Annotated in this window: 22 protein-coding genes; 10 read left to right on the top strand and 12 right to left on the bottom strand. The window is 61.1% G+C overall.

Annotated elements, in window-relative coordinates; all coding sequences use genetic code 11:
- Positions 1 to 15 precede the first annotated feature (15 nt).
- The 6 genes from ruvA to sake_RS07570 all read left to right on the top strand — a co-directional run bounded on the left by ruvA (position 16) and on the right by sake_RS07570 (position 7976).
- Complete coding sequence (gene ruvA / locus sake_RS07595) at positions 16 to 663, top strand: Holliday junction branch migration protein RuvA (protein ID WP_178945751.1); 648 nt, start codon at positions 16 to 18, stop codon at positions 661 to 663.
- 18 nt (positions 664 to 681) lie between these two features.
- A complete protein-coding gene (gene ruvB, locus sake_RS07590; RefSeq protein ID WP_178945750.1) occupies positions 682 to 1740 on the top strand; it encodes a Holliday junction branch migration DNA helicase RuvB in 1059 nt (352 codons plus the stop codon).
- A 116-nt stretch (positions 1741 to 1856) separates the two neighbouring features.
- A complete protein-coding gene (yajC, locus tag sake_RS07585) occupies positions 1857 to 2456 on the top strand; it encodes a preprotein translocase subunit YajC (RefSeq protein WP_129359498.1) in 600 nt (199 codons plus the stop codon).
- 67 nt (positions 2457 to 2523) lie between these two features.
- On the top strand, positions 2524 to 4281 hold the full coding sequence (secD, locus tag sake_RS07580; RefSeq protein ID WP_178945749.1) for a protein translocase subunit SecD: 1758 nt from the start codon (positions 2524 to 2526) through the stop codon (positions 4279 to 4281).
- Positions 4274 to 5440, top strand: a complete 1167-nt coding sequence (secF, locus tag sake_RS07575; protein WP_178945748.1) for a protein translocase subunit SecF — start codon at positions 4274 to 4276, stop codon at positions 5438 to 5440. Before secD ends, secF begins: the two co-directional genes overlap by 8 nt.
- A gap of 148 nt (positions 5441 to 5588) precedes the next feature.
- Positions 5589 to 7976: a bifunctional (p)ppGpp synthetase/guanosine-3',5'-bis(diphosphate) 3'-pyrophosphohydrolase gene (locus tag sake_RS07570; RefSeq protein WP_178945747.1), complete on the top strand. Its 2388-nt coding sequence runs from the start codon at positions 5589 to 5591 to the stop codon at positions 7974 to 7976.
- Positions 7977 to 7994: 18 nt separating this feature from the next.
- Here the strand turns inward: sake_RS07570 and sake_RS07565 are convergent, their stop codons facing one another.
- On the bottom strand, positions 7995 to 8639 hold the full coding sequence (locus sake_RS07565; RefSeq protein ID WP_178945746.1) for a hypothetical protein: 645 nt from the start codon (positions 8637 to 8639) through the stop codon (positions 7995 to 7997).
- Positions 8640 to 8745: 106 nt separating this feature from the next.
- Positions 8746 to 10077, bottom strand: a complete 1332-nt coding sequence (locus sake_RS07560) for a DUF349 domain-containing protein (RefSeq protein WP_243155665.1) — start codon at positions 10075 to 10077, stop codon at positions 8746 to 8748.
- Between the two features lie 269 nt (positions 10078 to 10346).
- Here sake_RS07560 and hisS point away from each other — a divergent pair, with 269 nt between their 5' ends.
- The 4 genes from hisS (at position 10347) to sake_RS07540 (ending at position 15883) form a co-directional block, all read left to right on the top strand.
- Entirely contained in the window at positions 10347 to 11693 is a 1347-nt protein-coding gene (gene hisS, locus sake_RS07555) for a histidine--tRNA ligase (RefSeq protein ID WP_178945744.1), read from the top strand.
- 115 nt (positions 11694 to 11808) lie between these two features.
- Entirely contained in the window at positions 11809 to 13584 is a 1776-nt protein-coding gene (aspS, locus tag sake_RS07550) for an aspartate--tRNA ligase (protein ID WP_178945743.1), read from the top strand.
- A 278-nt stretch (positions 13585 to 13862) separates the two neighbouring features.
- Positions 13863 to 14579 carry an ABC transporter ATP-binding protein gene (locus sake_RS07545; protein ID WP_178945742.1) on the top strand — a complete coding sequence of 239 codons (717 nt, stop codon included), beginning with the start codon at positions 13863 to 13865 and terminating at the stop codon, positions 14577 to 14579.
- Positions 14576 to 15883, top strand: a complete 1308-nt coding sequence (locus sake_RS07540; protein ID WP_178945741.1) for an FtsX-like permease family protein — start codon at positions 14576 to 14578, stop codon at positions 15881 to 15883. The genes sake_RS07545 and sake_RS07540 overlap by 4 nt, the downstream gene beginning before the upstream one ends.
- 157 nt (positions 15884 to 16040) lie before the next feature.
- On the opposite strand, the gene sake_RS07535 is transcribed toward sake_RS07540, so the two are convergent.
- From sake_RS07535 to sake_RS07490, 10 genes are all read right to left on the bottom strand, one after another.
- Positions 16041 to 16403 carry a hypothetical protein gene (locus sake_RS07535; RefSeq protein ID WP_129359508.1) on the bottom strand — a complete coding sequence of 121 codons (363 nt, stop codon included), beginning with the start codon at positions 16401 to 16403 and terminating at the stop codon, positions 16041 to 16043.
- 159 nt (positions 16404 to 16562) lie between these two features.
- Positions 16563 to 16757, bottom strand: coding sequence for a hypothetical protein (locus sake_RS07530; RefSeq protein WP_178945740.1), 195 nt, complete (start codon positions 16755 to 16757; stop codon positions 16563 to 16565).
- 582 nt (positions 16758 to 17339) lie between these two features.
- Positions 17340 to 17900, bottom strand: coding sequence for a cysteine hydrolase family protein (locus sake_RS07525; protein ID WP_243155664.1), 561 nt, complete (start codon positions 17898 to 17900; stop codon positions 17340 to 17342).
- 129 nt (positions 17901 to 18029) lie between these two features.
- Entirely contained in the window at positions 18030 to 18887 is an 858-nt protein-coding gene (locus sake_RS07520) for an arylamine N-acetyltransferase (RefSeq protein ID WP_178945738.1), read from the bottom strand.
- 332 nt (positions 18888 to 19219) lie between these two features.
- Positions 19220 to 19678: a peroxiredoxin gene (locus sake_RS07515; RefSeq protein WP_129359512.1), complete on the bottom strand. Its 459-nt coding sequence runs from the start codon at positions 19676 to 19678 to the stop codon at positions 19220 to 19222.
- A 76-nt stretch (positions 19679 to 19754) separates the two neighbouring features.
- A complete protein-coding gene (allB, locus tag sake_RS07510; protein WP_129360111.1) occupies positions 19755 to 21122 on the bottom strand; it encodes an allantoinase AllB in 1368 nt (455 codons plus the stop codon).
- 419 nt (positions 21123 to 21541) lie between these two features.
- Positions 21542 to 22717 carry a glycerate kinase gene (locus tag sake_RS07505; RefSeq protein WP_178945737.1) on the bottom strand — a complete coding sequence of 392 codons (1176 nt, stop codon included), beginning with the start codon at positions 22715 to 22717 and terminating at the stop codon, positions 21542 to 21544.
- 91 nt (positions 22718 to 22808) lie between these two features.
- Complete coding sequence (gene gcl, locus sake_RS07500) at positions 22809 to 24584, bottom strand: glyoxylate carboligase (RefSeq protein WP_129359514.1); 1776 nt, start codon at positions 24582 to 24584, stop codon at positions 22809 to 22811.
- A gap of 51 nt (positions 24585 to 24635) precedes the next feature.
- Complete coding sequence (locus sake_RS07495; RefSeq protein WP_256394863.1) at positions 24636 to 25571, bottom strand: 2-hydroxy-3-oxopropionate reductase; 936 nt, start codon at positions 25569 to 25571, stop codon at positions 24636 to 24638.
- Positions 25568 to 26353 carry a hydroxypyruvate isomerase family protein gene (locus tag sake_RS07490; RefSeq protein WP_178945735.1) on the bottom strand — a complete coding sequence of 262 codons (786 nt, stop codon included), beginning with the start codon at positions 26351 to 26353 and terminating at the stop codon, positions 25568 to 25570. The genes sake_RS07495 and sake_RS07490 overlap by 4 nt, the downstream gene beginning before the upstream one ends.
- Between the last annotated feature and the right edge of the window lie 164 nt (positions 26354 to 26517).

The following is a 26517-nucleotide window of genomic DNA, read 5'->3' as shown; positions in this document are numbered from 1 at the left end:
GAATAAGATGGAAGTATGATTTCTTCTCTGACCGGCACAGTGACCCACCTCGGCCTCCACGAGGCCGTGATCGAGGTCGGAGGTGTCGGAATGCTGGTTCAGGCGACTCCGGGAACCCTTGCGACCTTGCGTCTCGGTGAGCGTGCGCATGTGGAGACTTCCCTGATCGTCAAGGAAGACTCGTTGACGCTCTTCGGCTTCCGGGACGACAGCGAGAGGGAGGTCTTCACGACCATGCTTTCGGTCTCCGGAATCGGCCCACGGATCGCATTGGCGGTGTTGTCCGTGTACACACCCGTCGAGGTCTCGCGAGCCGTCGCATCCGGCGACGACAAGGCCTTCAGCAAAGTTTCCGGAATCGGGCCCAAGGGGGCCAGGCGGATTGTTCTGGAGCTGGCGGGCAAACTCGTCCTGCCTGATGCCGAGGAGGATCAGAATTCGGGAAATACACCCCAGGGGGCCTCGACCCCAGGACCGGCATGGCGGCCCCAAGTTCTGGATGCCTTGATCGGTCTCGGCTGGCATGAGAAAGACGCCACTGGAGCCGTTGATTCGTTCGCCGAAGCAGAACCGGAGGCGGATTCCATGAATGTTGCCGAGGCGCTTCGGGCGGTTCTCGCAAGTCTCGGCAGGGTCAACGGCATGGGCCACCGCTCCAAATAGCTCCGTGGAAAGGAACTTATGACACAGCAATTCCCGGAGAACGACGCGCAGAATTTACCCGGTCAGCAGCGTGCGGGCCAGGAGCGATTGGTAGACGCGGAAATCGAACCTGAGGACAAAGCCATCGAGGCGGCTTTGCGGCCCAAAGCTCTTGACGATTTCGTCGGACAGAAACGGGTCCGCCAGCAGCTCTCGCTTGTCCTGGAAGCGTCGAAGCTTCGTGGCAAGAGTGCGGACCATGTTCTGCTCTCAGGGCCTCCTGGCCTCGGCAAAACGACCCTTGCCATGATCATCGCGGAAGAGATGGGCTCGCCGCTTCGGATCAGCTCCGGACCGGCAATCCAGCATTCGGGCGATCTCGCCGCCATACTCTCCTCCCTGACTCCGGGCGAAGTCCTCTTCCTCGATGAAATCCATCGGATGTCTCGTCCCGCGGAAGAAATGCTGTACATGGCCATGGAGGACTTCCGGGTGGACATTGTGGTGGGGAAAGGCGCTGGCGCGACCTCGATTCCGCTGGAATTGCCCAGTTTCACGCTCGTCGGCGCGACTACACGGGCGGGGCTGCTGCCCGGTCCTCTCCGGGATCGCTTCGGGTTCACCGGTCATCTGGAGTTCTACGACGTCGCGGAACTGGAACTCGTGCTCCGTCGGTCGGCTTCTTTGCTGGACCTCAAGATCACCACGGAAGGATTCCACGAAATTGCCTCGCGCTCCCGGGGAACCCCGCGTATAGCCAACCGCTTGTTGCGGCGAGTTCGCGACTGGGCTCTGGTGCACGCGGTCGAGGACATCGACGCGCGCACCGCGGCGACTGCATTGAACATGTACGAGGTCGACTCGAGGGGTTTGGACCGTCTTGACCGATCGGTTCTCGAATCTTTGATTCACAAATTCGGCGGGGGACCGGTGGGGCTCTCGACCTTGGCCATCGCGGTCGGAGAAGAAACGGAAACCGTGGAGACCGTGGCGGAGCCTTACCTCGTGCGGGAAGGCCTCATGGGGCGGACGCCCCGAGGCCGAGTGGCGTTGCCGTCTGCCTGGGAGCACTTGGACCTGGAGCCACCCGAAAAATGAGCCGAGAAGTCTTGACGGGATATTCAGACTCTTCAATTAGACTTGCCTAAGTCTGCCCTCCCGTCCTCATCGGGCGCCTGCACGGGGGCGGTCACGATCAATTACGTGAGGAACACATGTTACTTTCCACCATCAATCCATCAGGAAGCCTTCAGGCCGCCGAGCAAGGCGGAGCCGGTGGCTCCAACTTCCTCCTACTGGGGCTCATGCTGGTGGTGGTCATCGTATTCCTCGTCCTGCCGATGCGCCGCCAGAAGAAGGCACGTCAGCAGATGCAAGAGCGTCAGCAAGCCATGACGCCGGGCACACGCGTCATGACACAGTTCGGCGTGTTCGGAACCATCGTGTCGATCGACCGTGAGGCCAATCGCGCGGTCATCGAAGTTGCTCCCAAGACCGAAATCACGGTTCACTTGGGTGCCGTCACCACGGTCCTGGATCAGAACGGTCAGGTCCCGGGAACCCCTGAGGCCGCTCGTGCCGCAGCCGCGCAGGGCGTGACCGACCAGCCCCAGCAGGGAACCGGAGAATTCCAGGGTGAGGCGTCGCAGTCCGGCCCCGGATTCGGCTCTTCGGCTCCTGCTGCAGAAAACGATCCGCGCTTGAACGGTGAGCCGATTCAGGACGAGCGCTCACAGGGCTTCCGCGATGAGAGCCAGAGCGGTTACCGCGAGGACCGCCCTGAAGGCGACGACAACTTCGGTTCGTCCCGTTAAGTTCAACCCACTTCTCGAGGTGTCCGCCGGCGGCGGGCACCTCGACTTATGATCCTCAGGAATCCTTATGGCTCGGAATAAACGAATGTCGGGTGCCCGAAAGGCCCTGCTCCTGTTGACCGCCATCGTGGTGGTCCTCGGTGGGGTCGTCGGTCTGTCGGCCACCAAGCTCGGTGGTTCCGCCGCACCCAAGCTCGCCCTGGATTTGTCCGGTGGCACGGAGATGATCCTGTCTCCCAAGGCCACCAACGGGGGCGGCGACATCAGCAAGGACCAGCTCGACCAGGCCGTGGACATTATTCGTCAGCGCGTCGACGGTGCCGGCGTCTCGGAGGCAGAGGTCAGCACCCAATCAGGCAAGAACGTTGTCGTTTCGATGCCTGATACGCCGAGTCAGGAAACCCGGGATCTCATTCAGGCCTCGGCCCAGATGTCCTTCCGATCGGTTCTGGCCGAGGGGGACGGGGCGGCCGTGCCGCAGGACAAACGCACGGAAGAGTCCAAACTCCCTCACCCGGACGCTCAACCGACCAACGGATCCGATTCCAATTGGATCACCCCCGAGTTACAGAAGCAGTACGAGCAACGCGATTGCACCGCGAATCCGGGTAAAGACGACCAACTCGATCCCAAGAAAGCCGTCGTTGCCTGCTCCCAGGACGGCAAACAGAAATACATTCTGGGTCCTGTCGAGCTCAATGGCTCTGACATCAAGGATGCCAGCCATTCACAGGTCGAGTCCGGCGGCGGCGTGAGCACGGGTCAGTGGGGCGTGAACATCACGTTCACCGATCACGCGAAGAACGTCTTCAAAGACGTGACCCAGCGTCTCTACGGCTTCTACGGCCAGGACCAAAACGACCCCAAGGCGTCCTTCGCGATCATGCTCGACGGTGGAGTACTGCAGGCTCCTCGAGCGCAGAACGTGATTTCCGACGGTCAGGCTCAGATCACCGGCAACTTCACCGAGGATGACGCCAAGGGCCTTTCCGAACAGCTGAAATACGGGGCGCTGCCGATCAGCTTCAAGATCGAGTCCGAGCAACAGATATCGGCGACCTTGGGTACGGACCAGTTGCAGATGGGCATTATCGCCGGAATCATCGGTCTGCTGCTCGTCTGCGTCTACTCGCTGTTCCAATACCGACTACTCGGATTCGTGACGATTGCCTCCCTGCTCGTCGCGGGAGTGGTCACCTACGAGGCCATTACACTGCTCGGCTGGGGGGTCAACTACAGACTCTCCCTCGCGGGCGTCGCGGGTCTCATTGTCGCGATCGGGCAGACGGCGGACTCGTTCATCGTCTACTTTGAACGCATCAGAGACGGTTTGAGGGACGGACGAAGTGTGCCCTCTGCGGTGGACCACGGGTGGATGCGAGCGCGCAGGACCATATGGGCGTCCAAGGGCGTCAACCTCCTGGCCGCCGTCGTGCTGTACTTCGTGGCCGTGGGTAACGTGCGAGGCTTCGCGTTCACACTGGGCCTCACGGCGATTGCCGATCTCATGGTGATCTTCTGGTTCACCCATCCGATGATGGTTCTGCTTTCCAGGACCAAGTTCTTCGGGGAAGGACACAGACTCTCCGGGCTGGATGCTCACGCCCTCGGGTACGTCCCGTTGTACCGGGGAGCGGGCCGGCTCCGCGACCCTGAAGATTCACCGCGTCGGAAGCGCCGCCGGGACGAAGCCGGGGAAGAACCGGACCGTCCCCTCACCATCGCCGAAAGACGCCGTGCCGAGGCTCTGAAGTCGAAGGAGCACCAGGCCGAATCCCCTGAAGAGAACCCCGGCCAAAATCCTGAAGGAGCCGACAATGCCTAAGTTCGCAGAGTTCGGTAGCAATCTTTATACGGGCAAGACTTCCCTGCCGTTTATTCCGAAGAAGAAGCTTTGGCTTGGAATTTCCGCGGTACTGGTCATCATCGCTCTTCTGATCCCCGTCCTCACGGGTGGGTTCAAAATGGGCATCGACTTCCGGGGCGGTTCCGAGTTCACGGTTTCCGATGCCAAGGACACGGATATCCAGACCGGGAAGGACGCCGTTTCGAAGCACGCGGGCGCGGCCGAGACCGAGGTGACTCGCATTGCCGCCGGAACCGTTCGCGTGCAAACCGAACAGTTGAGCGATGACGACACGCTCGCCGTCAAGGAAGCCCTGCAGAAGGCCTACGACGTCAAACCCGACGACGTGACCTCCTCGTACGTCGGTCCGACATGGGGCGCCGGTGTCACCCGTCAAGCCACCTGGGGGCTGATCGTCTTCGTCGTGCTGGCAACCATCGGCATGGCGCTGTATTTCCGCACCGTCAAGATGTCTCTGTCGGCCATCGCCGGCCTGCTCTTCACCGTCATCACCACGGCAGGCGTCTACGCGTTGGTGGGCTTCGAAGTGACTCCGTCGGCAATTATCGGATTCCTCACGATCCTTTCCTACTCGCTCTACGACTCGGTCGTGGTCTTCGACAAGATTCGCGAGAACACCAAGGGATACCGGAGCAACAGGAAGCGGACCTTCGCCGACGAGGTCAACCTGGCGGTCAACCAGACCCTGGTGAGGTCGATCAATACGTCGGTCGTCGGAATCCTGCCCGTCGGCTCGATCCTGTTCATTGGGGCCTTCCTGCTCGGTGCGGGAACACTGCAGGATCTGTCCCTTGCCTTGTTCATCGGCATCATCATGGGCACCTTGGGAACCTTGTTCGTCTCCGCCCCCCTCTATGCCGTTTTGCGTCAGGGGGAGAAGCCGATCAAGGAACAGGCGAGGCTCGTCGAGGGTGTCGCCTCCTCGGAGGACACAGCTGCCGCATCCGAGACCGGCCGCGAAACCCGATCTTCCGGGTCCTCGAGCGCGAGCCGGTCCGGCTCCTCGGCAGCGGGCCGTTCCCCGCAGAGTCACGGCGATGTCACCACGGATACCAATCCGGTACCCCGTTTGGACCCGGGCGGTGACGACAAACCGGATAACGGTGCGGTCGTCTGAGAACGCCACCGCCGAAGTGCGACGCCGGTGCGGCTGTGAAGCCGCGCCGGCGTTTTTGCGTTCGCTCAGAGAGGCCCCGGCTGCTTCGAATCGGCTCAGCGCTCGGGGAGGACTAAACTAAGTCCATTACACGGTCAGGAGGTTCATCATGGCATCATCCGATGATCAACAAAGCCACGGGACTCATAGGGTTATGTCGGCGTCGACGAGGACACCCGAACGCCGGGCATTCCCCAAAGCTTCCGTCATCCCGGCCGAAAACGGGAACCAGCCAACGGAAGGCGTCAGCGACTCGACCGCGGCCAGCAGAAGCAAACCGGTCTCGCCGGTTCTGGTTCCCTTGCTGAGAACGGTCAAGGCCAACAATCCGCAGGAGGACTTCTCCACGATCGAGCGAGCCTTCGCCGTCGCGGACAAGCACCACACCGGGCAGAAGCGCAAGAGCGGCGATCCGTACATCACTCACCCGGTTGCCGTCACTACGATTCTGGCGGAATTGGGTGCTTCCGGGGCCACGCTCATTGCCGGGTTGTTGCATGACACGGTTGAGGACACGGAGTACTCGCTGGAGGAGCTCACGGCAGACTTCGGTGAAGAAGTCGCCGAACTCGTCGATGGCGTGACCAAACTCGACAAGGTCACCTACGGGGAACACGCCCAAGCCGAGACGGTCCGCAAAATGGTCATCGCCATGGCCAAGGACATCCGTGTTCTCGTCATCAAATTGGCCGACCGTCTCCACAACGCACGAACGTGGCGTTTCGTGTCCCCGCAGTCGAGTGCCCGCAAAGCGAAAGAAACGCTGGAAATCTTCGCCCCATTGGCACACCGGTTGGGAATCAACACCATTAAATGGGAGCTTGAAGATCTCTCCTTCGCGGCCCTTGAACCTCGCATCTACGACGAGATCGTGCGGATGGTCGGGGACCGTACCCCGGAGCGCGAACGGCAGCTCCAGGAAATCCGCACAGGGGTGATGGACGAGCTCAAGGCGTCCAACATCTCGTGCGAGGTCACGGGGCGACCGAAGCATTATTACTCGATCTACCAAAAAATGATCCTTCGGGACAAAGAGTTCGACGAGATCTACGATCTCCTTGCGATCCGGATCCTCGTGGATTCCGTGCGCGACTGTTATGCAGCGCTCGGTGCGATCCATGAGGTGTGGAAACCTCTCCCGGGCAGATTCAAGGACTACATTGCGGTTCCCAAATTCAACACGTACCAGTCATTGCATACCGCAGTGATCGGCCCATCCGGGCGCCCCGTTGAGGTGCAGATCCGTACGCACGAGATGCACCAGAAAGCCGAATACGGCATTGCTGCCCACTGGAAGTACAAAGCCGCCGCCCGTGGAGAAGCTTCCTCCTCAGGGCAACGCACCGAAGACTCCGCCGACGCGCTGAAGTGGTTGCAGTCGTTGATGTCCTGGCAATCCGAGACCAGTGACTCGTCAGAATTCCTGGACTCGCTGCGCTATGAGGTCAACGCCCAGGAAGTTTTTGTGTTCACACCTGCGGGGGACGTTCTTTCCCTTCCGGCCGGCTCGACACCGGTCGATTTTGCGTACGCGATACACACCCAGGTCGGCGAGCACACCATCGGCGCGAGGGTGAATGGCAAGCTTGTGCCCCTGTCCTCGAAGCTCAACCACGGTGACCGTATTGAGATTCTGACGACAAAGGCCGAGGACGCCGGCCCCAGCGAGGACTGGCTCAAATTCGTCGCGAGTCCACGGGCGCGGACCAAAATCCGGCATTATCTGACCAAGGAACGCCGCGAAGAGGCCATCGAGAAAGGTAAGGACAACCTCACGCGGTCAATGCGCCGCCATAGCCTGCCTTTGCAGAGGCTTCTGACGAGCAAACTCCTCTTGTCGGTCGCAGAGGAACAACACAAGGACGACGTCGCCGCCCTGTACGAGGCCGTCGGGGAAGGCCAGATCAAGGCCCAGGACGTCATCGACCGACTTGTCGATCTCTTGGGCGGTCCTTCTGGAACCGAGGAAGAAGACCTCGAGGAAGAAACCTCCATTACGACGCATGCGCGTCCCAAGTTCGCGGATTCGGGCGTAGTGGTCCAAGGTGCAGATGGCGTCTACACCAAATTGGCACGTTGCTGCACGCCCGTGCCTCCGGACGAGATCATGGGAATTGTGACCCGCGGCAATGGCATCTCGGTGCACCGTGTGGATTGTCCCAATATGCGGCAGGCACAGGATGACCCCCGGCGCATCGAGGTGCAGTGGGCACCGACCAAATCCTCGGTGTTCCTGGTCGAAATCCAGGTCGAGGCTTTGGACCGCAAGTCTTTGCTCTCGGATGTGACCAGGGTGCTGTCGGAAAGCCACGTCAATATTCTCTCGGCGAATGTTCACACCAACGTGTCACGGCTTGCTATTTCCCGGTTCTCCTTCGAAATGGGCGATCCCAGATACCTTGACCATGTGCTTAATACTGTCCGCGGCATCGACGGCGTGTACGACGTCTACCGGATCACGGGTTCTCGTCCGACACCCACCCAACCTGCGTCCTGAACGAGGCTGTGGCGGGGATCAGGAGACCTTGGGCGCTAGCTGATGTACACGCTCGATCGCTTGCCTTCGGAACTTGAGCCGTGGGACCGCAGCCAGAGCCGCGCACAGGACACGCGGTGAACAGCCGAGTGAGGGCGCTCGTATGAAGGTCGCCAAGGCGGAGTCCCCAGCGGGTGTGGCGTCGAAAGCCGCAAGGTCCACGCAGGTCCGCAGGGGAGTGGTTACCAGTACGGGCCCGACTCGGTTTACCTCGAACCGCGAATAGCTCAGGTAACGGTGACGGACGTAGCGCAGTTCCTGAGCGCCGAACTTGTGGCCATCGTTCCCGTTGACTGTGCACTCGAGATAGCGGGGCGGAGCCGCACAACCGTAGATCCAAGCCGCGGTGAGTCGGTGGAGTACGGACCGGCGCCGGCTCAAGGCTCTCAGATGAAGGCCGGCCGCGTATCCTCGCAACTGCGGTGATGGTGCGGAACTGCTGTAAACACGGTGGAGAATAGGCGCAAGGAGTCCTCGTGCCGCCAACGTCTGCGCCTCGGCTTCGGTCAGATGTACTCCGGCGAGGAGGATGCCCGGTGGGCACCCCAATTCCGCAAAGTGAACTTCCCACAGAGTCTCAGGTCGGGGTGACACGGTACATTCGGTCGGGGAATCGTTGTGCATACGACCCATCTCACCGTACGAAAAGCGCAAAAAGCACGGGTTTCGGAAATTTGTGGATAAATTCCCGAACCCGTGCTTCATGAGGCACAGAACGCCTCAACTGCGGCTAGGAGGCTGACTCGACCTGGTCGAGCCACTTGCGGCGTGCGTCCAGGGCTTCCTCTGCCTTGGCGATCGCCCTGGAGTCTCCCTTTGCTCGCGCCGTGGCCAGTTCGTCTTCCAACCCAGTGATGGCTTCCCGGAGCTGAGCCACCATCGAGTTGGCTCTGGCCTGGGTCTCCGGGTTGCTTCTTTCCCACTCGGCCTGTTCGGCCTCGGAAATAGCGTCCTGGACCTTCTTGAGCTCGTTCTCGACGCGGCGGAGGTCATTGCGAGGAACCATGCCGGCCCGATCCCACTCATCGAGGATGGGAGCGAGCTTGGCCTTGGCGACATCCGGATCCTTGACCGGCAGAATAGCGCGCGCCTTTTCGAGCAGGGCTTCCTTGACCTTCAAATTCTCGGCGAATTCCCGGTCGGCTTCCTCGTTGGCGGCGGCGCGGGCGTTGAAGAAGACGTCCTGGGCCGCGCGGAAACGGGCCCACAGGGCGTCGTCTTCCTTGCGGGACGCGCGTGGTGCCTTCTTCCAACGATCCATGAGCTCGCGGTACTTGATGGAAGTTTCGCCCCAGTCGGTCGACCCGGAAAGAGCTTCGGCCTCCGCGATCAGGCCTTCTTTGGCTTTCTTGGCCTTCGCGTTGTCTTGATCCAATTGGGAGAAGTAGGCGCGGCGATGTTTGTCGAAGGTCGTCCGTGCGTTGCGGAAGCGCTTCCAGAGTTCGTCTTCGACCGACTTATGGAGTCTGTTCTCCTTCTGAGCGGTCTTCCAGGCATTGAAAAGGTCGTTCATCCGGGCGCTGGAATTCTTCCAGTGAGTCTGAGCAGGGTCTTGCTCGGCGACGTCTTCGGCCGCCTTGACGATAGCTTCCCGTTCGGTGCGAGCACGCTCCTTCGCGGCCGCTGCCTCCCGTTCCTGCTCCTCCGTAAGACGGCTCGCTGCTTGTTCCAGAGCGTCGAGACGGTCCTCCAGATCGGTTATGTCGCCTACCATTCCCCGTGCAGCGACCTGTTCCCGAAGGCTACCAATGGTTCGGGAGACCGATGTCGCGTCGGTGCCCTGGGAGACTCGATTCTCCAACAAGGAAATCTGGGTCTCGGCTTCGGCAAACTTCCTCGCGAAGTAGGCGAGGGCCTCGTCTTCGGTGGCGTCCGGGAACGCCCCTACCGGTATGTTCTCTCCGCGCACTTCCACGTAGACGTGTCCGTCCTCGCCGACGGATCCAAACTTCTTCGCCTCCTCCAGGGACGGCCGCGTAAGAGGAGCGGCAGGTTTGGGCGCGGTCGGGGCTCCGGGCAGGTTAGCCGGAGTGGGCTTGTCGTCGGGCTTCTTCTCGGTCACCGCTGAAACTCTTTTCGTGGGAGGGCCTGTGCGACCCTGGTGTATCGATGTGCGACGGCGCCCTGACATTTCATGGGCACTGGACACCAATATATATGGGGCGCGCGTCACGTGAATGGGGTGTTTCGCGACAAGATGAGGCAATTATGCCTCGTCGGGGCCTTTGGGCCCCGTTTTTCGGTTCGCTTGGGTCCTCGCCAAGGTTTAGTCTTAATGATGATTGTGCGCGATGTGCGCGCCTGCATGCTCAAAAACTCGAGGAGAGGCACATGGCCCGTAAGGCGTCCCTGTCAGGTTTTCCGGAATTGCTACCCCAAGAGAGGGTCGTGGAGAACCACGTGCTGGACGTCTTGCGACATACGTTCGAACTCCACGGATTCTCCTCCGTCGAAACCCGGTCTGTGGAAACGATCGATCAGCTCCTCCAAAAGGGCGAGATCGACAAAGAGGTTTACGCGGTGTCTCGCCTCCAGGAAGACCCGGATACCAAGAAAGCGGAGAAACTCGCACTCCACTTCGACCTGACCGTCCCATTCGCCCGGTATGTCGTGGAGAACGCGGGATACCTGAATTTCCCGTTCATGCGGTACCAGATCCAGAAGTCCTGGCGGGGGGAGCGGCCACAGGAAGGTCGAGCCCGCGAGTTCACGCAAGCGGATATCGACGTCGTCGGAGAGGAATCTCTGCCGTTCCGATACGACGTGGAGCTCGCGCTGATCGTCGTGGATGCCCTGACTCGGTTGCCCATTCCGGAATTCAAATTGCGCGTCAACAACCGCAAGCTTTCCGAAGGCTTCTATCGCGGCATCGGACTGTCCGACACTGCGGGGGTCCTGCGTTCGATCGACAAATTGGACAAGATCGGCCCCGACGCCGTGGGTCAGCTTCTCAAGGACGAGCTCGGGGCCACGGACGAGCAGGTTCGTGCCGCGTTGAATTTGGCGTCCATCACCGCAGAAGACACCTCTTTTGCGGAGAAGGTCCGCGCTTTTGGTGTGGAGGACGAACTCCTCGACCAGGGTTTGGCCGAATTGACCGAGGTCATCGAGGAAGCGTCCAAACGTGCGCCGGGCAAGGTCATCGCAGATCTGTCGATCGCCCGCGGCCTGGACTACTACACCGGGACCGTCTACGAGACCGTCCTGGTGGGGCACGAACAATTGGGCTCCATCTGCTCCGGCGGACGTTACGAATCCCTTGCCTCGACGGGGAAGAAAACCTACCCCGGCGTAGGACTCTCGATCGGCGTGACTCGCTTGGTTTCCCGAATCCTCTCCCAGGATCTGGCTCGCCCCACCCGCAAGGTGCCTTCCGCGGTGCTGGTTGCTCTGACCAACGACGAAGCCTGGTCGGCTGCCCAGGATGTCGCCGAGCACCTCCGGTCCCGAGGGATCGCCTGTGAGGTCTCGGCCAACGCCGCGAAATTCGGCAAGCAGATCAAGTACGCGGACCGCCGAGGCATACCATTCGTCTGGTTCCTGGGTACTGACGATGCAGGCAACACGACCCACGAGGTCAAGGACATTCGTTCCGGTGAGCAGGTGGCCGTGGACCCGAGCACCTGGAATCCGCCCGAGAAAGATCTTCATCCGCGCGTCGTCGCCGGCGAAGACTGAAATCACCCCCATTCTTTATGGTGCAGGGTCCGGCTCTGAGCTCGGAGAGGGCCGGGTAGACTCTGCACAGAACTAGTCCGGCGGAGAACCCGCCGACACGTCGAAAGGACCGTGAGTGCTACGCACGCATACGCTCGGTGAACTGACCGCCGAGAACATCGGAGAGACCGTAACGCTGGCCGGCTGGGTAGCCCGCCGTCGTGACCACGGGGGCGTGGCTTTCGTGGATCTGCGCGACCGGGAAGGCGTTACCCAGTGCGTGTTCCACAATGAAGCGGACTTCGATGCGTTGCGCAATGAGTACGTTCTGAAGGTCACGGGTGTGGTCTCTCGCCGTCCGGAGGGAAATGACAACCCGAATCTGGTGACCGGCCAAATTGAGGTCGAGGTCAACGAGGTCGAAGTGCTGAATACCGCGGCGCCTTTGCCGTTCCAGATCGACGAGCACGTCGAAGTGGGCGAGGAAGCTCGCCTGCGCCACCGGTATCTGGACCTACGCCGTCCTGCCCCTGCGGCGGCCATGCGCCTGCGTTCGGACGCGAGCCGGGTCGTCCGTGAATTGCTGCATCAGGACGGTTACCTCGAGGTAGAGACGCCCACCATGACCCGGTCCACCCCGGAAGGTGCCCGTGACTTCGTCGTGCCTGCACGCCTGGTTCCCGGCTCGTGGTACGCGCTGCCCCAGTCTCCGCAGTTGTTCAAACAGCTTCTGCAGGTCGGCGGAATCGAAAAGTACTTCCAGATTGCGCGCTGTTACCGTGACGAGGATTTCCGGGCCGACCGTCAGCCGGAATTCACCCAGCTGGATATCGAGGCTTCTTTCGTTGAGGAAGACGACATCATCGACGTGGGAGAGCAGGTCGTGTCCGCTCTGTGGAAGTTGATCGACGTCGAGATCCCTCGTCCCATTCGCCGTATGACATATCGCGAAGCGATGGAGAAGTACGGGTCGGATAAACCAGACCTGCGCTTCGGCCTGGAGCTCACGGAGCTGACGGAATACTTCCAGGACACGACGTTCCGCGTCTTCAAGGCACCGTATGTCGGAGCCGTCGTGATGCCCGGTGGTGCTTCGCAGCCGCGCCGTACCCTCGATGCTTGGCAGGAATGGGCAAAGCAGCGCGGCGCTAAGGGCCTCGCATATGTCCTCGTCCAGGAAGACGGCACCCTGACCGGCCCCGTCGCCAAGAACATCACCGAAGCCGAGCGCGAGGGTCTGGCTGCGGCAACGGGCGCGGAACCCGGTGACTGCATCTTCTTCGCTGCCGGTGAGGCCAAGCCTTCTCGGGCCCTTCTGGGCGCTGCTCGCGTCGAAATCGGTCACCGCACCGGCCTCATCAAAGACGGCGACTGGGCATTCGTGTGGGTCGTGGATGCTCCGATGTTCGAATCCGCGAAAGAGGCCGAGGACTCCGGCGACGTCGCCCTGGGCAACTCGGCATGGACCGCTGTGCACCACGCCTTCACCTCCCCAAAGCCCGAGTTCCTGGATACGTTCGATCAGGATCCGGGCTCGGCTCTGGCGTACGCCTACGACATCGTGTGCAACGGCAACGAGATCGGTGGCGGTTCCATCCGTATCCATCGCCGTGACGTCCAGGAACGCGTTTTCAAAGTCATGGGCATCTCGGAGGAGGAAGCCAATGAGAAGTTCGGGTTCCTGCTCGAGGCCTTCAAATACGGAGCGCCCCCGCACGGTGGAATCGCCTTCGGCTGGGACCGTATGGTCGCATTGTTGGCCGGCACCGACTCCATTCGCGATGTCATCGCTTTTCCGAAGACAGGCAATGGCTTCGACCCGTTGACTGCGGCTCCCGCACCGATCACGCCGCAGCAGCGTAAAGAAACGGGCGTGGACGCCAAGCTGGAGAAGAAGGGCTCCGAGAAGTAGTCAACGGCTGGCTTTGACAGCTGTGGTGATGTTGTAGCCCCCGGCCTTGGGCCGGGGGCTTTTCGCGACCTACGGCCGGGTGCCGACGCCCGTCGCGCAAGGGGCAAAGGGCCTCCTCACGGGATGAACGGCCTGATCCGGAGGCTCCGTAAGCCACGTATGCGCCGACCGCGCGGTCGCTTAGAGCTGGGTATACCGAGAAGTGATGGGCCGCGGTACCCCCGAAATCAGCCCTGTCTCACCTCACGTGAGTTCTTCTGCGGACTAGCGTTCAGAACATGACCTCAAACGCACCACCACGAATTCAAGCTCAAGGCCTCAGCAAGTCTTACGCGTCGGCGACCGCATTGGACAACGCGTCCGTCTCCATCGGTGCGGGCGAGTCCGTCGCCATTATGGGCCCGTCGGGATCAGGAAAGTCCACGTTGATGCACGTCCTGTCGGGAATCATCTCGCCCGACCGCGGTTCTGCCTTTCTGAACAGTGTCGGGGGCGGACCAGGCATTGAGATCACGAGCCTTTCCGCCAGGCAGAGAGCGCGGCTGCGTCGGGAGAGGATCGGCTTCGTGTTTCAGGAAGGGCTCCTCCTGCCAGAGCTCACGGCCGCGGAAAATGTGGCCGTGGCACTGATGACCTCGGGCGTCTCAAGAGCGCGGGCCGAACGGTCGGCCGGTCAGTGGCTCTCCGCTCTCGGCCTCCACGGCCTGGAGAGCCGACGGCCCGGACAATTGTCCGGAGGTCAGGCGCAACGTGTCGCGATTGCCCGTGCCCAAGTCACCGACCCGGAGGTCGTCTTTGCCGATGAACCCACGGGCGCCCTGGACTCCGAGACGTCGCAACATGTCCTGAATGCATTGCTCGAGTCGACGATCTCCCGTGGAGCATCACTGATCATTGTGACCCACGATCCGGCGGTGGCTGCCGGATGCTCCCGCACCATCCGTCTTCGGGACGGTCACATCGTCGACGACGGTACGGGGGTGTGGGGTCAATGAACCTTCTTTTCCTCAGAAAAACGTTCTCAGATAAGGGCACATGGGGCCTTCCGGTCGTCGCATTCATGCTGACCAGCACCGTGGCATTCATCGTTATCGGCGGTGCCAAGTTCTTGATGGGCGACACGGGGCCCAACGGCTTGCTCTATCAATTCTGTGCCTTCCTGGCCGTGCTATTGCTTCTGGTGCCGATGAGCACTTTGATGTCTTCAGCGGGTCGGCTCATGGCTCGTCAACGCGACCAAAGACTTTCAACGCTTCGTCTTCTCGGAGCGACGGGGGCCCAACTCCGTCTGGTCTCAGTAACGGAATCCGGACTTCTGGCTCTGGCCGGAATCGTCCTGGGAGCCGTTGCTTATGCAGCACTCATGCCGCTCATCGGTCTCATCCACCTGACTGGGCATGAGATTGGTGCATCCGGCTTGTGGATGGGCTACGGATGGCTGCTCCCGGCCGCGGCACTGGTGCTGGCACTAGCTGTAGGAAGCTCGATTTCCGGCATGAGGCGTGTGGAGATAACGCCGTTGAGCATCCGCACGCGTTCCGTACCTCGCCGTGTGCGCTGGTTGCGGTTTGTCGCAGCCAGTATTTTGTTCCTGGTTGCCATGGCGGTCTTCGCCGGAGCCAAGCAAGGTATCGGAGGAGCCCTCATCATGGTTTTCATCGCTCTGGCATTGTCGATTCCCCTCCTCGCTGTCCATCTGATGGGACCGCTTGTTCTGAAGGGCATAGGCACGATTCACGCGAAGACGGCTCGGACCGCAGACCAACTCATCGCTGCACGGAACGTTCTCGAATCCCCTCAAGAAATGTGGCGTCAGGTCGGCAGCATTGGATTCAGTGTCTATGTAGCAGTGATTCTGGGATCGGGGGCTTCCCTGACGGCGTCGGCCGACAGCCCCCACGCCGATGCACAGGAAGTGCAACTGACGCAAGACATCCAGACCGGAGTCATCGTGACTCTGGTGATTTCCTTCATCATGGTTGCTTGCTCCGTCGGCATCAACCAAACGGCTCAGGTTCTGGACCGTAGGGACCTGTACATCGCTCTGTCACGGATGGGGATGCCGATCTCGCAACTCGGTCGCATCCGCCGGAAGTCAGTGATGAGGCCTTTGCTGGCAGTCGTGGTGATCTCAGGTCTGATATCGATGGTGACGTTGTTTCAGCTCATAGGCACCGAATTCATGACCCAGCCCACGTCGATGGTGGTCATTCTTGCCACCGTTGTCTTCGGCGTCTGCTCCGTCTGGGCCGCATGCGCTGTGACGACACCAACGCTCAGGAGAGTAGTCACGGAATAGGCCGTATCCATGGGGTCTTGGCTAACCACGGGTTTCGCCCCCGATGGACAAACGAAGGCTCGGCTCAAACCAGGCGTCCGGCCTAGCCGATCATCGTTCCCGCCCATTCATCAAACATAGGATGTCTGTACTCGCTCAGTCGGTGCCTGACCGGTTGTCATTCGGCTTCGCGGCTGGCGGCCGCATCTGGCCTGGGCTGAGGAATTTTGTTTGTCGCGGCCTTCCTGAGTTCTTCGGTCGCGGCTTCGGCTTCATCCGGAATCAGATGCCAAGCAATACCGGCGCTCAGCTCGCCCTCTTCCTTGGGGACAATCCACCCGAGACCGACCAAGGCCGCGGTCAGGGTGTTTAGCCCATCGGCCAGAATCTTTCCGTCACTGTCGCAGATCTCTCCTGTTTCGGCACACAACCGCCACCGATGTCTCACGCAGATTTGCCGAGCCCACTGAGACTCGTTCTGTATGTATTTGGGTGGGATCGTCAGGATTGTCTCTGTGACTGGTTGGGTTTCATATTGCATGGTGAGCTCCTTTGCTCTGCCGGATACAACGGCTTGACCGTATCCGACTTCTTAGCAGGCGGGCCAGACCTCAAAGCGGTGGGTCCGACGGATGCTGTGCAAGAACTCTGAGCGCAGAACCTCGTCGGGCCACATGTCAGCTAGCGAAGTTTAGCTGGACTACTTGCCGCTATGGCGGCCGCCTTTGGCCTTGTCCTCCCTGGACTGGGCCTCAGCGCCTTCCCTCCCGGCCTTATGCGCGTCAGCAGAGTTCTTGTCACCGAAGCTGCCGGTGCTCTCCTCGCCGCCCTTATGGGCTTGTTCTTCGGTGTCCTTGCGGTTTCCGAACTGTCCGGGGTTGTTCTTGTCAGCCATAATCATGCCCTTTCCAATATGGGAGCTTTCTTCTTACAGCTGTGCGCCTCACTAACTATATAACTCCGACCGGACCGAGTTTGCAAGCATTTTCCCTGATTTTTGGTTGAAATATCCTTCAAGGAAAATGAGTGGTGGAAAACTGGCTCGTCTGAAAGCGTTTGTGCCTTACTGGTGAAATACTGAAGAATTCCGTGAAATACCGTGACGCCCGCCCGTTGTCGGCGTCATGTTACCGGCAATTCGCCGATTGTGCCTCTCGATGATATCGCGGATTCCGCTGTTCAGCCCCGTGAAATACCACGTAGTGAGCCAATTCTGATTTCATCTGCTGAGTACACGATAGAAACAGAATGTGCCTGGGTGCAGGGTTAGATCCACTTTGGTTACTATACGGTTCACGCCGGAAACCAGAGGGGAAAATAATGCTGCTCACAGTGATTTGTCGCGGCCTCGGAGATCCTCAATACAGTAAAGTGCTGTAGTACGTGATCATCGGGTTCTCGAAACCATCTTGGATGACGAGGCCAGAGGCACGGGGCCATCGTTCGCTCTGTAAGTTTCAGGGCCGCTGATGTCCGCTCAGTGATCGGACGCCCACATCTGTATGACCTCGTCCACGGCGTGCAACTGGGTCTGCCGGTCATCGACGAGTTGCTCCAGCATGATGTCCTGGTAGCTTTCACGATCATCCGCTATGGCATCGCTGGCAATTGCCGTCCGAATATTTCGTGCGTACGCGTCCCGCACCGTTTGAGCTATGCATCCATGGGTGGAAACCCCCGCGACCACCACGCGATCAACATCAAGGTTCCTTATCCTCAAGTCCAAGTCGGTGCCGAACCAGGCGCTGTCACGGGTCTTCTCGACCCGGGTCACGTCCTTAGTGTCGAGTCCCTCGACCAGCTCTGCCGAGGGGTCGTTGTGGAAGAGATAACCCTGGTCGTCGTCGAGCATGTTGAGGGTCCATGTGGACCGATCTCGGCTGTGTTCGGTCGTGATGAGGAAAACAGGGACTCCGTTGTCCCTAGCTGCTGCTATGAGTTTGTTGGAAGCTTCGACAAGATTCTTTCGAGCCAATTTCAGGGTCTCGGACGTAAAGAATCCGGCATGGAGATCGATCAGCAACAGTGCGTCTTTCATAGAACTTCGATTCATCGTGAGGACAGGTCGTCCCACCATTCTCACCGAGAGTTCACCTGATTGAAATCGTCGAGGGTACGGGGCGCGAGTGCCTTGGCCGATTCGGGAGGCATCTGCCGTCTGCGCGCTCTAGATCTCCTTCCGAGTCGAGGGCGCCCCCGGTCGGTGTTGCATGTCTGTGATCCTCTCCGCCAGTCTTTCCTTCTCGTAAGAGGTCATGTGCACGCCCAGTGCTTCCACAGCGGAGGCGGTATCCACCGGGTCCAGTTTTTCTCTCCGGGTGCTTTGCCCGGCAGATCGGATGGTTCGAGCCTCTTCGGTGACGGTGACGTGGCCTTCGGCGGTATGTCGCATCACCATAAGATGATCAGTGAACGGCCCGAAGCCAGCGGTGGATGTGACCAAGTGGCCTGAGCGGACATCAACGGGTAGCACCGGCAGCCGATCCGTGAAATGCTGAGGCTCGCCATCGCGCCGGAGTTCCCAAACCTCAGACGCGGCCGAGCCATGTTTGATCAGAGTGAAGGTACGGTCGCCTTCGATGTGCTCGTTGTTCTCGGAAATGAGCATCGGCTCGCGCAGACTGAAACCGAAGCCTGGGTCGCACAGGTAGCTATGATCGTCCAAAGTGACGACAACGCTCAGATGCGTTCGTGAGTTATCGGGTGCATGCACGCGTCCAAGAAAGAGCTCCACCGAGAAACCCAATCGCTGCAGGACACCCGCGAAAAGCTGCGAATGTTCGAAGCAATAACCGCCACGTTGATGGTCCACCATGGACTGCTGCACTGCATGTGCCGTCACGCCGGGATGATCACCCAGGAGCACTTGGACATTGGAAAACGGATATGTCCGAACGTGACCGCTGTGGACTCGACTCACTAGTTCCAGGTTGAGAGGCGCTCGGTATGCACCGGCCACGCCGATCTGGTCCAAATATGTCTCGACGTCGTAGGCCTCGATGTCCCATGGTGTTCCTGAAGTCATCTCGATGCCATCCTTGGTGCCGGTTGTTTCTCTCGCAATAGGCGTGAAGTCCTGCGCGGTGTTTGGTTCGTGCCGATATTCTCGTTCCGGCCCACCTGTTTGTACAGCCATTGCCTCACCGTTCCGTCCCACGAATACTTGGATTCATGAAATGCTCCAGGAGAACCGGACTGGATATTGCGGCGGTGATCGGTTGCATTCACAGCGTATTCAGCCTCTCCTGGCCCGCGGGCAGAGACTGGCAACCACGTCGTGCTGCAGAACCGTCGCGGACACAGGAATCCATAGAGACGCTACGAACCAGGTAGCGTCCCGTAGACCTACGTGCCCGGTTACCCTTGCAGCTCGGACACCAACCGGGCCACGTGACCTTCCGCATCGACACGGTATTCGGCCCGCACGATCTTCCCGGCCGCGTCGATCACGAAGGTCGATCGCAAGGGACCAACGGAAGTCTCACCATTGATAGTGCGCTCACCCCACGCGCCCCATTCCTGGGCAGCTGCGTGATCCGGGTCGGACAGAAGCGTGTACGGCAGGCTGTACTCCTCGGCAAAGCGCGCCAATTCTTCGGGGCTGTCCCCGGAGACCCCGTAGACCCGACCCTTGAGGGCAGCCAGGTTGTCCCGGAAATCACAGGCCTCGCTGGTGCACCCGGGGGTGAAAGCCTTGGGAAAGAAATACACCACCACGTCGCTTCCGCCTTGGGCACCGAGGTTCACGGTACTTCCATCGTGGGCTGAAAGTTCGAGGGCGGGGGCGGGATCGCCGGGAACGAGTTCGCGTGACATGCTTTCTCCTGATGATTGATGGTTTGTCTGTTTCGGTAGCTAGCCGGCGTCGATGCCTAGCGTTCGCAGCGCCGACTCACGCGGATCCGCGGTTGATCAGTCTGCCGGTCGGGGTTTTGTAGTCTACGAGCTTGCCCCCGACGAACGTCTTGCGGACCTTCCCCGAGACTACCTTGCCTTGATAGGGGGTGATCGGGTTCTTGTGATTGAGCCTGGCGGCATCCACGACGTAACTCTCGTCCGCCGCAAAAACCGCGAAGTCTGCATCGTAGCCCAGGGACAGACGACCTTTGGACCGAAGACCCACACGCTCGGCCGGCCTCCGGGACATCCACTCGAGGACCTTCGCCAACGGGATCCCGCGCCGCCGCGCCTCGGTCCAGATCAGGGACAGACCCAACTGCAGGGACGAAACTCCGCCCCATGCGACGCCGAAGTCGCCATTGCCGAGGTCCTTGAGCGCCAGCGTCGAGGGCGAATGGTCCGAGACGATGAAGTCGATGGTCCCGTCCACGAGGCCTTCCCACAGCTTCTCCCGGTTGTCCACCTCACGCACCGGTGGACAGCACTTGAAGGCGGTGGCGCCGTTCGGAATCTCCTCGGAGAGCAAAGTCAGATAGTGAGGGCAGGTCTCTACGGTGATATCCAGGCCATCGCGCTTGGCGGAAGCGATCATAGGCAACGTGTCGGAGGAGGAGACGTGCAGGATGTGCGAGCGGGCACCGGTCCAGCGGGTGCGCTCGATGACCTCGGCGATCGCGATGTTCTCCGCACCACGAGGCCGGGACTTCAGAAACCTGTCGTAGACGTCCCCATTCGGACTCGGAGCCCTGTCGATGGTCCGGGAGTCTTCGGCATGAACGATCATCAACGAGTCAAACGTCTTGACCTCGGCCATGTCCTCTTCCATCTCATCCGCATCGAGGTGAGGAAACTCGTCCACACCTGAATGCAGCAGAAAACACTTGAAACCGAATACGCCCTCGTCGTGAAGGGTGCGCAAATCCTTTTTATTTCCGGGAACGGCCCCTCCCCAGAACCCGACATCCACGAATACGTTGCGCTGGGCGAACAACCTCTTGTATTCGAGTGCCGCAGCGTTGACCGTGGCGGGCACGGAATTCAGCGGCATGTCCACGATTGTGGTCACGCCACCGGCGGCGGCCGCCCGCGTAGCGCTCGCGAACCCTTCCCAATCGGTGCGACCAGGCTCGTTGACGTGAACGTGAGTGTCCACCAGGCCTGGGATGAGGGTTTCGTCCTCCTCCAGCTCGACCACACGCGTCCCGTTGAGGTTCGCCCCCAGCGGCTCGATCGCCACGATCTTTCCGTCCTTGACCGCGATCTCTCGAGGGGCGAAATGATCGCCGCACGAGACCTGGCGGCCGCGTACCACAAGGTCGTACCGGGACTGCCGGTCCGCTGTGGCGGCGCCCCGGTTCATGTCTTCCGATTCGACGTCATCGAAGTTGTGCTCGGACTTGTACGCGCGTATCAGCTCCCGCACTCGCTCAGGGTTATTGGCCCTGTTGGCAAGTTTGATCTGTTCCGCGCGCGCGGAACCGAAATCGGACTGACGACCGTCGGTCACCGAACGCTGGGAATTCTCCTGGGCGACGTCGTGCGGTGAGTTCTGCGGTTCTGGCTCTGAGGCGGAATTCTCGATCTTGCTCCGAACGGTCTGGGCGGCCTTTTTGGCGTTCTCTTCAGGCGTTACCGCCCACCGCTCACGATCGGACTCTGTATCTGTGCGTTCATCGGCTCGATCCGGACCGCGTGGCGTGGAGCGCTTGGGATGTGCGTTCATGATGGAATCCTTCCGTGAGAGGGGACGTCGGACGTCGTCCCGACTAAAACTACTTGTCAGGGCCGATTATTGGGGGACGGTTCGGCCCGAGCCATGCCATGTTCCGTGACGACCGTTCTCCCTACCTTGTGGAGAAACCGGGGTGCCTCGCGGATCGAGGTCGGGGCATCCGGTGCAAGCCCGGCCAAGGCATAAACCGCGTGGAATCCTGTCTCGTGCAGAATGCGCCACGGCAAAGTGGTGCGACCGCATACCGCCACCACGGGGACCCCGTGGTCCTGCCCGACCTTCAGTACGCCAAGGGGTGTCTTTCCGGCGAGACTCTGTTCGTCCAAGCTTCCCTCTCCGGTGATCAGGAAGTCTGCCTCGGCGACAGCGTCGTGGAGGGAAACCAAATCGAGGACGACGTCGATGCCGGGCCTTCGTGTGGCTTTGAGTACTGTCAGGGCGGCGTAGCCCACGCCGCCTGCCGCACCGGCCCCTTCCGAGCCCGCGGCCCGTCGAGCGGACTTGCCCAAGGCTTCCGCGAGCCTGTCCCGGAAGACGCCGAGGGCGGAGTCGAGGTCCGCGACGTCCTTCTTGGTCGCGCCTTTCTGCGGACCGAAGACTGCCGCGGCCCCACGGTTGCCGGTCAGCGGGTTGTCCACGTCCGCTGCCAGTACGAACTCGGTTTCCTTGATTCGCGGGTGCAGGCCGGCGAGATCTATCGTCGCCAGATTCGCGAGGAATGAACCGCCGTCTGGCAGTTCATTGCCGGAAGCGTCCAGTAACCGGGCACCCAGTCCCGCGATCATGCCCGCACCGCCATCTGTGGTGGCGCTGCCGCCCACAGCCAGGATGACTCTTGTGCATCCGGAATCCAGCGCTGCCGCGATCAATTCACCGGTGCCCCGGCTCGTGGCCTCGCGTGGCGCCAGAATCGGTTCGCCCGTGGCGTTGTGCGGCAGCACGGCCAATCCCGAGGCCAGGGACATCTCGACCACCGCGTCGTCATCACGGCGCGCCCACGCCGCGGACACGCGGCTGCCCACCGGCCCGGTCACCGTCGCCTCGTGGAGCGTGTAGCCGGACTCCACGGCGGCGTCGAGGGTTCCTTCTCCGCCATCGGCCACGGGGAGCAGGACGAGGTCTGCATCCGGCCTGGCCTCGCGGATTCCCGCTGCGATGTACTCGGCCGCCTCACGGGCCGTCACACACCCCTTGAACTTGTCAGGTGCCACCACGATTCGCACCGTTACCTCCCTGAGAATTCTGGGGCGGGCCGCGGATCTGCGTGGAATCCGACAGACACGCGGCTCACCCGATGGTGTTGGTATCGGACGGTCAGTCCATGACCGAAATGGCCGTGGGCGCGTCCGTACCGTTCTCGGCCAGCTCCTCGAACTCCGTCACATTGTCCAGCTCGGTGCCCATGGAGATATTGGTGATCTTCTCCAGGATGGCTTCCACGACCACCGGGACCTGGTGCTCTTGGGCCAGCGACTTCGCCGATGTGAAGGCATCATGGAGCTTCTCGGGGTCCGTGACGCGTATGGCCTTGCACCCAAGTCCCTCGACGACTTTGAGATGGTCCACGCCGTAGCCCTGGGTCTCCGGAGAATTGATGTTCTCGAAGGCGAGGGACACATTCTGTTCCATCTTGAATCCGCGCTGGGATTGGCGGATAAGACCAAGATAGGAATTGTTGACGACCACGTGGACGTACGGCAGGTTGAACTGCGCGCCCACCGCAAGCTCCTCGATCATGAACTGGAAGTCGTAGTCACCGGACAGGGCGACAACGGTCTGACCGGGTTGGCCGCGCACCACTCCGAGTGCCGCGGGGCAGGTCCAGCCCAAGGGGCCGGCCTGACCGGCATTGATCCAACGTCGCGGTCCGTAGACGTGCATGAACTGGCCCCCGGCGATTTGTGAGAGCCCGATCGTCGAAACGTAGGTGACGTCCGTGCCGAAGGCCGAATTCATCTCCTGATAGACCCGCTGGGGCTTGATGGGAGTTTCGGTGAAGTGGGTCTTGCGTTGCATCTGCCCTTTTCGATGTGCGCACTCCTTGGCCCACACCTCGTAGTCGGGCACGGAGAACTGCTCCTTGCGGTCGCGGGCGACCTCGACGAGGACGTCCAAGGCGGCCCCGGCATCCGAGGCAATGCCGAGGTCCGGGGCGAAGACGCGACCGATCTGGGTCGGGTCGATGTCCACGTGCACGAAAGTGCGGCCGTCGGTGTATTTGTCGATGGATCCTGTGTGTCGGTTGGCCCAGCGATTGCCAATTCCCAGAACGAAGTCGGACTCGAGAAAGGTCGCGTTGGCGTAGCGGTGCGACGTCTGTATCCCGACCATGCCGGCCATCAGGGGATGGTCGTCCGGCATGGTTCCCCAGCCCATGAGGGTGGGGACCACCGGCACGCTCAACAGCTCGGCGAGCTCCACGAGCTTGTCAGAGGCATTGGCGTTGATGATCCCGCCACCTGCGACAATCAGAGGATGCTCGGAAGCGAAAAGCATGTCCAGGGCCTTTTCGGCCTGGGCGCGGGTTGCCGCCGGACGGCTGGCCTGCATCGGTTCGTACAGGTCGATGTCGAATTCGATTTCCGCCTGCTGAACGTCCAGAGGAAGATCGAGCAGAACCGGACCGGGCCGGCCCGAACGCATCAGATAGAAAGCTTTTTGGAACGCGCCAGGGATCTGCCCGGGCTCCAAGACGGTCATGGCCATCTTGGTGACCGGTTCGGCGATGGACGAAATGTCGACCGCCTGGAAGTCCTCCTTGTGCAGCTTGGCGACCGGAGCCTGCCCGGTGATGCACAGAATCGGAATCGAGTCGGCCGATGCCGAATACATCCCCGTGATCATGTCCGTTCCTGCCGGCCCGGAGGTGCCGATGCAGACGCCGATGTTGCCCGCAGCCGCGCGAGTGTAACCCTCGGCCATGTGGGAGGCACCCTCGACGTGGCGGGCCAGGGTGTGGCGGATACCGCCGTGGGCGCGCATCGCTGAATAAAGAGGGTTGATCGCCGCGCCGGGCAGACCGAACGCTTCGGTCGCGTTCTCCTTCTCGAGGATCAAGACGATGGCGTCCACCGTACGCATCTTGCTCATGATGTTCTCCTTGAATTCTGTTCAGTTCCCCGCAGCCCGCAGGCGTCGGGACTACTTCTTGTCGCGGCCTGATAATTCGTTGGCGAGTCGGAACAGCCCCGAGTGGTCCAGGCTTCCGTCGCCCCGCGCGACCAGGGCGGTGACCAATTGGGCCACGAGACCGCCGAGGGGAATGGTCACGCCAGCCTCTCGAGCCGCGGCCGTGACGATGCCCATGTCCTTGTTGTGGAGGGCCAGACGGAATCCGGGATCGAAGTTGCGGTCCAGCATTTTCTGGCCCTTCTGGTCCAAGACCTTCGAGCCCGCCAGACCGCCGCCGAGTACCCTCAGTGCGGCGTCCGTGTCCACGCCGTAGGCCTCGAGGAAGACCACAGCTTCGGCCAGCAGCTCGATGTTGCCGGCCACGATCAGCTGATTGGCGGCCTTGACGGTCTGTCCTGAACCCGAGGGACCAACATGCACGATCGTTTTGCCGACCACATTGAGGACCTCTTGGGCAGCCTCGAAGTCGGTCTCCTCGCCGCCGACCATGATGGACAGAACCCCGTCGACCGCGCCCTGTTCACCTCCGGAGACCGGGGCATCCAACGGGCGCAGGCCGGCCTCGCGGGCCGCGTGGGCCAGGTAGCCGGCCACATCCGGACGGATCGTCGAGGCGTCAATCCACAGCGCGCCCTGAGCCGCGTGGGCGAACACACCGTCATCGCCCTCGACGACGCTCTGGACGTCGGGGGAGTCCGGGACCATGGTGATGACCACCTCGGCTCCCGCAACCGCCTTGGCTACGGAATCTGCGGCGGCTCCTCCGGCCTGGGCCAATTTCTCGGCTTTCTCGGGGGAGCGGTTGTAGCCGACGACGTCGTGCCCAGCGTTCACGAGGTTCTTCGCCATGGGGAGGCCCATGATGCCCAATCCGATGACTGCAATCTTGGTCATATCGTTCTCCTTAAAGGTTCTGCGGTGTCGGTTGAGGGTTCGAAGGTTCAGGCCCGGCTTTCGCGCGGCAACCACGCAAACGGGTCGTTGTGGGATGCCTTGTACTCCAGGCCGACGACGCCGTCGTAGCCGAGCTCGGCGGAGCGCTCGAGCCACTTTTCAAGGGGCAGCTTCCCCGTGCCCGGCTCATTGCGGCCCGGGTGGTCCGCGATCTGGATGTGACCGAAGTCCGCGGCGTGCTCCTCGACGACCTTCGCGACGTCGTCGCCGTTGGCGGCCAGGTGGTAGAAGTCCGCGAGCAGCCTGATGTTGTCTCGTCCGGCCTTCTCGATGATGGACAGCGCATCCGCCGCTGTCTTGAGCGGGTACGCATCGGTGCCGGAGACCGGTTCGAGCAGGACAACACCGTCGATCTGGGCCACGGCGTCCGCCGCCTGCCGCAGATTCTCGACGCCCAAGCGATCCTGGGCGGCCGGATTCTCGCCGTCCACGCGGTTGCCGTACAGCGCGTTGAACGCTGTGCACCCGGTTGCTCGGGCAATCTTCAGGACAGGTTCGATATTGGCGCGGAACTCTTCGGCCCGTGCGGGCTGGGACAGGACGCCGCGCTCGCCTCCGGGCATGTCGCCCGCGTAGAAGTTCAGGCCGGTCAGCTGAACCCCTGCGGCTTCGAGGGAATTCACGAACTCGTCGATCTCGGAATTCGAGGGCGTCGGTGTCGGGAATGGCCACCAGAACTCGGCGCGGGTGAATCCGGCGTCGGCTACGGCCTGCGGGCGATCCTTGAGGGGTAGGTCGGTCAGCAAGATCGACGCGTTGACGGTGTAGTTCACGGTGTTCCTCCTGTGCGGTAGGGATCTCCGTCGAATCCAAACTTTCGGGATACGGAATCTAACTTCTGTTGTATGAAAACCCTAGGTTACGATGTGACGTGCGTCAACCGAATAATCTCGACCGTCCTTGTGGATTTTCTTCAGTGCGGGATCACTGAGGACGG

Source organism: Kocuria sp. TGY1127_2 (assembly GCF_013394385.1).
Classification (GTDB): Bacteria; Actinomycetota; Actinomycetes; order Actinomycetales; family Micrococcaceae; genus Rothia.
Note: the sequence above shows the minus strand (reverse complement) of the source record. Positions and strands in the feature narration are given on the sequence as shown.